At 57.9% G+C, this 10,336-nt stretch carries 8 protein-coding genes and 2 pseudogenes; 4 read left to right on the top strand and 6 right to left on the bottom strand.

Going from position 1 to position 10,336, the window contains the following annotated elements; translation table 11 throughout:
• The first annotated feature begins 93 nt into the window (after positions 1-93).
• Entirely contained in the window at positions 94-345 is a 252-nt protein-coding gene (locus LH20_RS23195; RefSeq protein ID WP_144423486.1) for a hypothetical protein, read from the top strand.
• A gap of 460 nt (positions 346-805) precedes the next feature.
• Positions 806-1,563 (top strand): annotated as a pseudogene (locus LH20_RS22660) (IS5 family transposase).
• A gap of 637 nt (positions 1,564-2,200) precedes the next feature.
• Here the strand turns inward: LH20_RS22660 and LH20_RS01655 are convergent.
• Positions 2,201-3,487 carry a hypothetical protein gene (locus LH20_RS01655; RefSeq protein ID WP_144423484.1) on the bottom strand — a complete coding sequence of 429 codons (1,287 nt, stop codon included), beginning with the start codon at positions 3,485-3,487 and terminating at the stop codon, positions 2,201-2,203.
• A 248-nt stretch (positions 3,488-3,735) separates the two neighbouring features.
• Here LH20_RS01655 and LH20_RS01645 point away from each other — a divergent pair.
• A protein-coding gene (locus LH20_RS01645; protein WP_144423483.1) for an IS3 family transposase occupies positions 3,736-4,955 on the top strand; the annotation gives its coding sequence in 2 pieces (ribosomal slippage) (positions 3,736-4,072 and positions 4,072-4,955; 1,221 coding nt in all).
• 376 nt (positions 4,956-5,331) lie between these two features.
• Here LH20_RS01645 and LH20_RS01640 read toward each other — a convergent pair.
• The 3 genes and pseudogenes from LH20_RS01640 to LH20_RS01630 all read right to left on the bottom strand — a co-directional run.
• Positions 5,332-5,679 (bottom strand): annotated as a pseudogene (locus LH20_RS01640) (HEPN domain-containing protein); the annotation flags it as partial.
• A gap of 220 nt (positions 5,680-5,899) precedes the next feature.
• Entirely contained in the window at positions 5,900-7,249 is a 1,350-nt protein-coding gene (locus tag LH20_RS01635; RefSeq protein ID WP_053552723.1) for an IS1380 family transposase, read from the bottom strand.
• A 94-nt stretch (positions 7,250-7,343) separates the two neighbouring features.
• Entirely contained in the window at positions 7,344-7,901 is a 558-nt protein-coding gene (locus LH20_RS01630) for a nucleotidyltransferase domain-containing protein (RefSeq protein ID WP_053552722.1), read from the bottom strand.
• Between the two features lie 313 nt (positions 7,902-8,214).
• Between LH20_RS01630 and LH20_RS01625 the strand changes: the two genes are divergently transcribed.
• Positions 8,215-9,072, top strand: a complete 858-nt coding sequence (locus LH20_RS01625) for a WYL domain-containing protein (protein WP_053556011.1) — start codon at positions 8,215-8,217, stop codon at positions 9,070-9,072.
• A gap of 6 nt (positions 9,073-9,078) precedes the next feature.
• Here LH20_RS01625 and LH20_RS01620 read toward each other — a convergent pair whose 3' ends face one another.
• Positions 9,079-9,360 (bottom strand): nucleotidyl transferase AbiEii/AbiGii toxin family protein, encoded by a 282-nt coding sequence (locus LH20_RS01620; RefSeq protein ID WP_053552721.1) that lies wholly within the window; start codon positions 9,358-9,360, stop codon positions 9,079-9,081.
• Positions 9,360-10,208, bottom strand: coding sequence for a type IV toxin-antitoxin system AbiEi family antitoxin domain-containing protein (locus LH20_RS01615; protein ID WP_053552720.1), 849 nt, complete (start codon positions 10,206-10,208; stop codon positions 9,360-9,362). The genes LH20_RS01620 and LH20_RS01615 overlap by 1 nt, the downstream gene beginning before the upstream one ends.
• Between the last annotated feature and the right edge of the window lie 128 nt (positions 10,209-10,336).

The raw sequence follows: 10,336 nt of genomic DNA, 5'->3' as shown, positions 1-10,336 counted from the left end.
CGCGCGTATTAAGCGGCGCGGCGGCAATCCTCTGCTATCCAACGTGTGTTCTGTAGTTAGCGGCCGGAGTGAAAAACGAACGGAGCTCAGGATATGAGCGAAGCCGCTCAACGAGATCTGATCTTTATCTCTAAGGCAACGCCCGGCGATGACCAATTCGTGCTGTGGCTCGCGACCGCTTCTCAACGGGCTCGCGACGAAGATACTCAAGTAAGCGCTGTTTTTCGGCAAGCACGATCTCAGAAGAGAGAAAAGCAGGCGGCCCTCGTCTGTATATACGCCTCATCCGGTTCGCCTCTTCGTATTCCACTCAATCTGACGTCTATTTATACCCTTAACGCCTAGCAAGGGCGGCGCAATTGGTGCGCGAAGACTTTCCGCTGTTTTCGTTGGAAGGTCGGTACTTGAAGGTAGAGTGCCGCCAGGACTTAGGGGCCATCGAACTTAGGTTGTATAGAAAATTGTCGCGGCGGCAATTTCTGAAGGGCACAGCGCTGCGGGCAAGAGAAGCGCCAGCGATTTTAGGCGCGCGTCTCCTTAGCTATTTGCTCGTGAAGGGCGGCCGGGCTTTGGCAAGGCTATTGCCCGGAGGCGGCAAGGTTAGTTGGCCCAGCCACGGCCCGCGAAATGTCCCTTGGGCGAGAGGGCACGTGCGCGGAGCGCGAGGCGGCGCGGCTGTATGATGCCGGAGAGGCCCGCTGCTTAACACGCGGTCAAATCTTAGGGTCCAAACTCAATCAGCCTCTTGAAAATCGGCGTGTACATTGATTCAGGGAGTCTCCACTGAAGCAGGAGGCTGTTGGAGATGTCGCGTTCGTTGTTCTGGCTGTCGGATGAAGCATGGCGGGCGATCGAGCCCCACCTGCCGAAGAACCAGCCCGGAGCGCGGCGGGTCGATGATCGCAGGGTGATCTCGGGCATCATCCACATGCTCAAGTGTGGTGGCCGCTGGGCGGACTGCCCGTCCGAATACGGCCCTTCGACGACGGTCTACAATCGCTGGAACCGGTGGAGCCGCCGCGGCATCTGGACGCGCATCCTGGCGGCGCTGACCGAGCAAGGCTGGATCGCGGAGACCGGCCAGATCGACAGCAGCTACATCAAGGCTCACCGCTCTGCCGGTGGCGCAAAAGGGGGGCGCGGGCCAATGCCATTGGCATCTCGCGTGGAGGCAGGACAACGAAGATCCACGCGCTTGTCGATGTTCTCGGAAGACCACTGCGCCTCGTCCTGACGCCCGGCAACACATCTGATGTGAAAGGCGCAGACCTACTGATCGGTGAAACTATCGGCATGAAGCGGGTGATCGCCGACCGTGGCTACGACGCGAACCGCATCAGGGCCGCCTTACGAGAGCAGGGCACGATCCCGGTGATCCCCGGACGGCGCAACCGCAAGCGCCCGATCCAGTATGACGAACGCCGCTACAAGGACCGCTGGCGGGTCGAGGCCATGTTCTGCCGCCTCAAGGACTTCCGCCGCATCGCTACTCGTTACGACAAGCTCGCCCGCAACTTCCTATCCGCCGTAAGCCTCGCCGCTGCCGTCGCCTTCTGGCTGTGATTGAGTCTCGACCCTAGGGTTTCGATATGCACGGCTTGCCTCGGGGTGAAGTCGACGCAGAAAGCCTGTCTGAAGAGAATTGGAAAAGCAACTCCAGCTTGGTCTATGGAATCGTTAACTCTTGGAAGCAAAATGGGTGCTTCTCACGTCGAGTTGCCCTCCCAAGAGGAGTTGTCGATGCCACAATGGCAGTCAGCACCATCAGGTCGTTCCGGCGGCGGTCAGGAACAGTTCTCTAGAGGGCCTCAGAACGGCAGGCTTATCCGTAAGCGTAGCCCACGGAAAAGCCATTCAAAGACAGAAAGTAGGTTTGTTGCAGATGGGCAGAATTTTTCAGTTACAGCCCAGGACCAGATAGTTTGTAATCTGGCCCCTTATAAGAGATCGGCACGGAATCGACGATCAAGCCCTCCGGGAGGAAGCGCTCAAGCTGCGTTAGTTTTTCCTTCGCGTTGCTCAATCACGGTGAACTTTTTAGCCCATCTTCAAACCGCGCGTCCGTTTGAAAAATACCTCCTTTTGCGTCACGTCGGTTAGCAAAGTTGGCCGATGGCAAACTCGTATTCCGCGCCTTGACACAAACCCTCGAATTCTGATTGCTGAAAACAGGGGTTTCGTATCAACCCGGCTCAGTGATCTAGCCTGTCTCGGCTCCCTCAATCGGACAAGCCAACGCGTCTGTCCAGTCCAGCTGCGTGCACGAGGTGGCCAGCCCCTTTGCGTCGTCGATAGACCAGAGTTGGAGGGTGATGGGGGGATAATAGTAATAGCTGCCCCTTTCAGCTTCCTGTTCAGGACCTGGCTCGGCGAAATCGACTTTCGACGATCTCGCCGAAGTGTCGAGGAAATGGGGACTGATTAGGGCATCAATCTGTTTCAGACGCTGCCGGACCCAAGTCGCCATTGTACTCACTCTTGCAGCATCCTCAGACCTTGCATTTTCGAGATGATGCAGCACTGCAGTAAGTTTGTCCCGTTGGGTCAGTTGCTCATGGACTGCATCCACAAACTCCATGCGGCGCTTCTCGCGACTATTGAATGCCTCTTCACGCTGGCGTCGAGCCTCGGCCTCCCGGTGGCGGCGTTCCCGCTCGTCGGATTCTCTCCTGCGCTCACTAATGTAGGCGGCGTGCCCGACGAAACCTGCCAATATGTCCGGCAGCATGCTTTCCAGGGTTTGCGTCTTTCCGTCTGAGTAAGTGCGGCGAAGACCTGAATATGGGTTGGCGTGAATGACGATGGCGAACCGGCCGGATGGAAATTGGTCGTACTTGGGCCACGGATCGGTGGTGTAGCCCCAGCGTGCCCTTTCATCCCGCCGCTTCAATTCCGCGGGTGTTGGTTGATGCAAGGTCTTCTCGGGCTGTTCCTCCAGGCCGAACGCAATTGACTCATTCTCAACAATCAGCACCAACCCGTCTTCAGTCGCCTTGGGCAAATGGCCTTGGGTTTCCGCAAGAGTGAACAACTGGCTTAGAATCCGAATTCCCCGTTCGATGGAAGCAGGAGCAATTTTGAGCGGGACAACGCCTTTCGAGCGGACCGCGGCGAAGCCCTGGTCATCAGGACGCGCTTTTGAAATCGCGCGCCTTGTAGCAGCGAGAGACGGCGGTTCAACGATGCTCAGTGTCGGTTCGGATTCAGAGACCAGAAGCGGCTTAGCCGCAGCGTGCTTGTGGAGCCTGTCTCTGGCTTTTTCCTTGGCGTCGCGGACCGACGGAGACAGATGCTGCTCGGAACTTCCTGATATCCTGACCATAGCCAAATTTGGCGCGGTCAGCGGCGGCAGCGCTTCCTTGTTGACCCGCTTGCCGAATTCTAGTTTCGCCCAGTACCCACGTTCTGGTGTTGGAATGTGGTGGCGATCACACGTCTTCTTCAACGCGGTACCCGTAACGCCATAATCTGCGGCAACTTTGGTCATGGGTTTGGACCAAACCTGCTCGTAAAGCTCTTGCCGAGAAACTGTCTTCACCCTCTCAACCTCTGTCGTCCATGCACTGTGATTTCCGCCCGCCATCCCGACGATCCAAGGACCGAGTCGGGTGTGTTGATTTCGCCAGTTTTGACGGTACTTTATTGGGGCGCCAGATTCGACGCTTGTGGAATAGCCCCCTAATTGCCCGGACAGTTTCTGCCACTTAAATAAGTGATAGGACTACTGTTCACATTATGACTGGTAATAGCATTAAGATGGAAATTCTTTCCGGCCCTGAGCGGCGTCGACGCTGGAGTACCGCGGAGAAACTTGCGATTGTCCACGAAACCTACGAGGCGGACGCAACGGTCAGTCTGGTCGCCCGTCGTCATGGCATTGCGCCTAACCAGCTGTTCGCGTGGCGCAAGCTTGCGTCACAGGGTGCATTGGTCGCAACGGCAGCCGAAGAGGAGGTTGTCCCTGCCTCGGAATACCGGGCGCTTCAGGCTCAGGTGAAGGAATTACAGCGCCTGCTGGGCAAGAAGACGATGGAAGGGGAAATTCTCAAGGAGGCCCTCGAAATCGCCAGCGGCCCAAAAAAACGCATGCTGCACTCAATCTCGCTGCCGAAGGACGTTTTGCGATGAAAGCGGTATGCGAGACGCTAGGTGTTGCCCGGTCGAATATCGCTGCACGCGCCACAGGCACCCTTTCCAGAGCCCGAGGGAGACCTCCGCTTCCCGACGCTGATCTGGTTGCTCAGATCAAGGCGGTCATTGAAGAAATGTCGACCTATGGCTATCGGCGCGTTCATGCCATTCTGCGGCGCAAAGCCCGTGAACAGGGCTGTTCATGGCCGAACGCCAAACGTGTTTATCGCGTGATGAAGCGGCATGATCTGCTCCTTCAGCGCCATACCGGAGCTGCCGGTGAACGCAGACACGACGGCCAAGTCACCGTCGAGCGCTCCAATACCAGATGGTGCTCCGATGGCTTCGAGATCACGTGCGACAACAAGGAAAAGGTCCGCGTTGCATTTGCGCTCGACTGCTGTGATCGGGAAGCAATCGCTCATGTGGCCACGACAGAAGGCATCAAGAGCGAAGACGTACAGGATCTTGTCATCACGGCGGTAGAAAACCGCTTCGGGCGCATCAATATGCTGGCAGAGCCCATCCAGTGGCTTACCGACAATGGTTCATGCTTCATTGCGAAAAACACCGCGTCCCTGCTCCGGGATATCGGTATGGAACAGTGCAGAACACCAGTGCGCAGCCCGCAGTCAAATGGAATGGCTGAGGCTTTCGTCAAAACATTCAAGCGCGATTATGTCCGGATCAACCCGACGCCGGACGCCGAAACTGTCATGGCTCAACTGCCATCATGGTTCGAGCACTATAACAATCTTCACCCGCACAAGGCTTTAGGATATCAATCTCCACGAGAGTTCCTGAGCCGAAATGCTCAATCCTGAAAATGTCCGGTTTTTAAGGGGCAACTCCAGCTTGCCATCTATTCCTCACTGGGAAGCAGCCGATAGATGCCGATAGTTCACAGAATTTTTCCAGCTAGGTTCCCCCCTGAAAATCCAACAAAATCAAAAGGCTAGGTTTTTGACGGTACAGGCGACGGTATTCTCAACCGTTGAATTTATTTTTCGCAAACATATCAGATACTTAGGGAAGAAAAAATATTAGAGTGGGAATGATACAAGGCCCTTTGGACGCCACCCACAATGCACCACCTTGCCGGGTTGGACACAGGGAAGACTTGCTGACAAGGCTCATGTATCTCTGATCGCGCTTAGGGGCCTTGAATCCGAAAAGCGGCCTTAAACTGTACGAAGGCTATCAGAGCTCTGCCTTCTGCCGGAGGCCCTCAAGCCACTCGCGTGACACTGTCGCCACCATGTCGCGCAAGCTCGTCACTGCTGCCCTGATCGCCTGCAGATCATCGTTGTCTATAACATATGCCGCCGAGTAGCGCGCCTCGACATAAGCGCGTTTCGTCAACTCGAAGCGCCGGCGGTCGAGTTTCGTCGCCCTCGGCCATGCCTCTACAAGTCGTGGTTCCCGGTCCTCCGCCAGCGAACGCAAGAACTTCAGATTATGCGAACGCGGGACATACTGGCTGCGAACAAGCAGGTAACAAGTGTAGGCAGTTTCGGCCGCCTGATGCAAATTGAACGCTGCATTATTGGCCCACTCGGGATCAGTTTCACTTTCGGCGCAGGATACTGCGGCAAGCTTTAGCCGCTCTTATTCGTGACGATGTTGTTCTTGGGGAAGATCAATCGTTGGCGGCAGCGGGCGTTTGAGCAGGCCGAGTGCCTCCGCTGCGTCTATTTCATCGCGTGGGATCGAGAGGCTTGCGGGTTTGATGGAGGGGCTCGGACGTTCAGCGGCACGGCCGCACTGGCTATGTCGGGGCGGGCCTGAGGGCGGCGGCGATGATCCGGAACAGGGCGGCGTCGGGACAGGCGGAAGCGAAGGCGACGCGGATGCGGGAGGCGGTCTCGATGACGCGTGCGGCGACTTTGAGGAGCCGCAGGCGCAGGGTCGCGAACTCAGCGTTGGCAAGCGCGGCTGCCTTGGGGATGGCCTGCTGGATGCGCCACATCAGCCAGAATGCGGCGGTGTGCAGGATCAGCCGCATCTGATTGGCGTTGGCTGATCGGCATGACGTGCGATCGCTGGCGAGCTGGGCCTTGTGCAACTTGATGAGGTTTTCGGCCTGGCCGCGGGCGCAGTAGAGTGTGTCGTAGATGTGCTCGGCCGAGCCCTGCTCGAGCGAGGTGACGACGTAGCGGATATCCATGCCGAGCGTGCTGGCCTCGATCCGGGCGACGACACGGCGCTGGCATTTCCAGCTTTTCGCCCCGTAGCGGGTCTGGGCATAATTTCGCAGGACCACGTGCTGTTCCTCGGCCCGCTTGACCGCGCAGGCATCGGCAATCTTCACGATCTGTGGATCGGCGCGCAGCACAGCGTTGGTGGGCAGGCCGAAGACATAATCGATGCCCTGTGCCTCGCAGAAGTTCATGACCTCGGGTCTGCCGTAGTGGCCGTCGCCCCGGATCGTGATGTGGGTCGTGGGCCAGTGCCTCTGGATCTGCCGCACCAGGCGACGGATATGGCCCGCGGCCTCCGCGCCGCTCGGCGTCTTGCCGGTGCGCAGCAGCATGGCGACCGGCCGCCCCGTTGCCGTGTCGTAGACGTGGATCGGCAGGAAACAGCGCTCACCGTGATGCCCGTTCCAGAACGATAACTGCTGGTAGCCGTGCACGACATCGCAGGTGTCATCGATGTCCAGCGTCACCGCCTCGGGCGGGGATGGATAACTGGCGCAGTAGATGTCGACCATCGCGGCCATCATGCGGGCCAGCTCGCGCGTGGTGGGTGCGTTTTCCCAGCGGCTCATCGTCGGTTGGCTGGCAAGGCCCGCGCCCGAACCCGGTAGCTTGCCCAGCGCCAGGCGGAAGCCGGGATCGTCACGCAGGGCGTCGAGGTCGTCGGCGTCCTCGTAGCCGCAGGCAATCGCCAGAACCCGAGCCCGCAGGATGTCATCCAGCTTGTGGACCACCCGCGAAGGATCGCGCCGATCGGCGATGCAGGTGGCCAGCTGCCTGCAGATGTCCATCTCGCGCTCGGCCTGCGCCAATAGCAGAACCCCGCCGTCCGACGTGATGCGACCGCCGTCGAAGGCAGCCGTGACTTTCTTGCGTTGGACCGCTGGAAATCGAAATGAGCTTGAGGTAACGTCGGTCATGGCGGGTGTAGCCTATGGCAATTTCTGTCCCGGAGCAGGGACGGCTTAGACACCCAATTTCTTACTTCAGAACAGAGCTTTACGCTACTCCCGCCTACCGCTCAGACACCCCTTGGTGCATAAGAGCGGTTAGCCACCGATCAACCGCTGGAAGTTGCTTGGAAAGATATTCACTCGCCATTCCAAAGGCATCTTCTGCCGTCAGCGGCATCGGAGTGGCCAGTTCGCTGCCGGGAAGATCGTACAATATGATCCCGTCACGGGCGATATCGACCCAAAAATATTCGCCGCGCTTCAGTCCGCGATTCACCTCGTCGAGTGTGTGGACGATGATGTTCACCGGTCGCGCGATCGCCAAATCGCGCATGATCTTGTCCTCAGCCACATACCAATAGTCCGCGATTTCGGTCAGATCCTTATGGCTGACGATGACCAGCAGGTCATAATCCGACTGATAGCCGCTTTCTGGTTCGTCGACCCAGTCGCCGCGACTGAAGCTACCGAACAGAATAATCTTCTGGATCTTGCCGTTCTTCTTCCACGGCTGCGTTGCCCGCGAGATCGCGGCGGTAAACTCGTCCATCAAAATCCGCGTTGCCAGGGCCAGCTCTTCCTGATGCACCGCGGGCAGATGATCGACGTCATTCTTCATTCTGGGAGTCTCGCACATTCACACCTTGTGGCAAGGCCTCATCGCGCTAAAACTGCGCCGGTCGTCGAAGATTGGACACTACGACCTGCGCCGAGCCGGTCGCCGCGAAGCTATGGGAAACAGGGCGCACCCGACGCCCGCTCGGCGTAATTGCGCGTTTTGCATAATCGCCACCACAAATGTTAACCTGAAGCAATTGCGCTGATTCGCCACCCTCGTAGATTGACCCGCCCTTTAGATAAGAATAACAACTCAGCGGGCACGTTGACATTCCCATCGCGTCTTTATTTCTATCGACTTTGGGATGCTTGCGATGCCGGGGGGCAATACGGTGCCGAAATGGGGTGTAGAGCGCCGGCTCGAATTCATTGAGTTTCGACTTTATTGGGAAGGCAGGGTCAACCGTTCCGATATCGTCGAGGCCTTTGACGGGTCGGTGCCGCAAGCGCCGAAAGATCTGATGCTTTATCGCGAACGCGCTCCGCACAACGCCGTCTACGACAAAATTGCCAAACGATACGTGGCGAGCGAGACGTTCCGGCCTTGCTTTTTAAAGCCTGACGCAGCCCATTATCTCACGCAGCTACGATCTGTCGCCGAAGACATATTGCCGGCCGCAGCCTCGTGGATTGCGCATTTCCCGTCTTACAGTGGCCCACCTGTCCCCACACGGGATGTCACGAAAGAAACGCCGCGGACCGTTCTCAGCGCCATTCGCAACAACCTTGCCATCGAGATCAAATATCAGACGCTTTCGCGGCCGGAGCCGCGCTGGCGGTGGATTGCGCCGCATGCCATCGGCTTCGATGGCTTTCGGTGGCATGCTCGGGCCTTCTGTCAGATCGACCAATCCTACAAAGACTTCCTCCTCGCTCGGGATGTCGACGTGCGTGGTTTTAAGCCCAATGACGTTGAGCCCGGTAGCGATACCGATTGGAAAGAGGAAATCACGCTGGAGATCGGGTCGCATTCCGAGCTGTCCGAGCCGCAGGCTAAGGTGATTGCACTCGATTACAGCATGCGTGGCAAGACGAAGATCAAGGTGCACAGGGCGTTGCTCTACGACGCCCAGAGGCGTCTCGGGCTTGATACCGATCCGAACGCGCGAAGGCCTGAGGAACAACAGATCGTTTTGTTGAACAGGGAGGTGGTCGATGAAAATTATCGATAATACCTCTCAGCTTCTCGGAGATGATCTGAAGAGCACGATCGGGCGCGGGACACGGTTAATGCGCTCGGCGATACGCGCCATCGCCGCATCGATCGTTGCAAGCGAGGTCGCGCGATCCTGCACTGGCAGGTAGGTGAGGTCGATATCGACCGAGAGACGCGGCAGGTCGCGCACGAACAGATTGATCGCCGTGCCGCCCTTCATCGCGAAGCATTCTTCCGCCGCCACCGAAGGTAGTGTGCGGATCAGTAGTGCGACCTGATTTCGGTAAGTGTCCGCAAATGCCATCAATACGCCTCGACCAGTTCCTTGGGGATAGTGATCTCGTAGGTCGGGTCGTACCTGCCATCCTTGACCAGCATGCGCTTGCCCGATCCCAGATCGATTGCGGTCCGGTCGACATGCTTGAGCCATGCATGGCGGTGCCGATCGGCAAAGAAGAAGAACAGGCGTTTCACCTTCACACTGCGGCAGCGGACAAGCAGCTTCTGGAGCCGCCTCGGCGCAAGATCGCTCAGACCTTCCATCAGCACGTCGACCTGATCGAAACTTTCATGTTGCGGGAGTTCATCGAGAAGTTCGAGAACCGCCCGTTCGGGCGTCGATACCGTCAACGGCCAATCCCATTGCCCCCAGGGCAGAGCGCGCAATCCGGCGTCCTGAAAAGATCCCGCATCTCTCGCATCAGGTGCGCGGTCCGAAACGAGGGAAGGGAAGCTGATATCCTCCAGGTCGGCCCCGAAAAGCGGCGTGCCGTTATGATACACGAACCGTTCCGTCAGCGGCAGCGTCGTGAGCCAGCTGGGTGGCCTTGCTGGACCGTGAAGGTGGATCTCGGAACGATCCTGTGAGAGGTAATGGGCATAGCCTTGCAGCTCGAGGGCTGTCCGGCCGCCAACGGTGAGACGATAGCCTAGAAGCGTCTGCAGGGAGATGACCACCTGCTGCCAGCCAAGCTGTCCGCGAGGGCGCCGATAGACACGGCGAGCCGGCTGTTCGAGCCAACCCGAGGCGACATATTTGGTGCGCAGTGAGGTTGAGTAGCCGTGAGCAGAAAGCCACGCGGCATCGACGAGCAATCCCTCTGGCAGGAGGTGTTCCAGCTGCTTTAATTTCCCCGTCGTTTGCTCACTCATGGTGAGTGTTTTAGCATGATTTCAAACTATGCGCCAGTTTGAAGGAGCCTCGGTTTGCTGCGCTGTAGTTAGCACTACTTTGGCAGAAATGTGATTTTTGGGATTCCCAAAAGGAGATTTCCCTGATT

This window comes from Sphingopyxis sp. 113P3 (assembly GCF_001278035.1).
GTDB lineage: Bacteria > Pseudomonadota > Alphaproteobacteria > Sphingomonadales > Sphingomonadaceae > Sphingopyxis.
This window is presented reverse-complemented; position numbering and strand designations above follow the sequence as displayed.

Excerpts from the sequence above, each read along its gene's own strand:
- LH20_RS23195 (WP_144423486.1), top strand. The coding sequence starts at position 94 with ATGAGCGAAGCCGCTCAACGAGATCTGATCTTTATCTCTAAGGCAACG.
- LH20_RS01655 (WP_144423484.1), bottom strand. The coding sequence starts at position 3,487 with ATGACCAAAGTTGCCGCAGATTATGGCGTTACGGGTACCGCGTTGAAG.
- LH20_RS01635 (WP_053552723.1), bottom strand. The coding sequence starts at position 7,249 with ATGACCGACGTTACCTCAAGCTCATTTCGATTTCCAGCGGTCCAACGC.
- LH20_RS01630 (WP_053552722.1), bottom strand. The coding sequence starts at position 7,901 with ATGAAGAATGACGTCGATCATCTGCCCGCGGTGCATCAGGAAGAGCTG.
- LH20_RS01625 (WP_053556011.1), top strand. The coding sequence starts at position 8,215 with ATGCCGGGGGGCAATACGGTGCCGAAATGGGGTGTAGAGCGCCGGCTC.
- LH20_RS01620 (WP_053552721.1), bottom strand. The coding sequence starts at position 9,360 with ATGGCATTTGCGGACACTTACCGAAATCAGGTCGCACTACTGATCCGC.
- LH20_RS01615 (WP_053552720.1), bottom strand. The coding sequence starts at position 10,208 with ATGAGTGAGCAAACGACGGGGAAATTAAAGCAGCTGGAACACCTCCTG.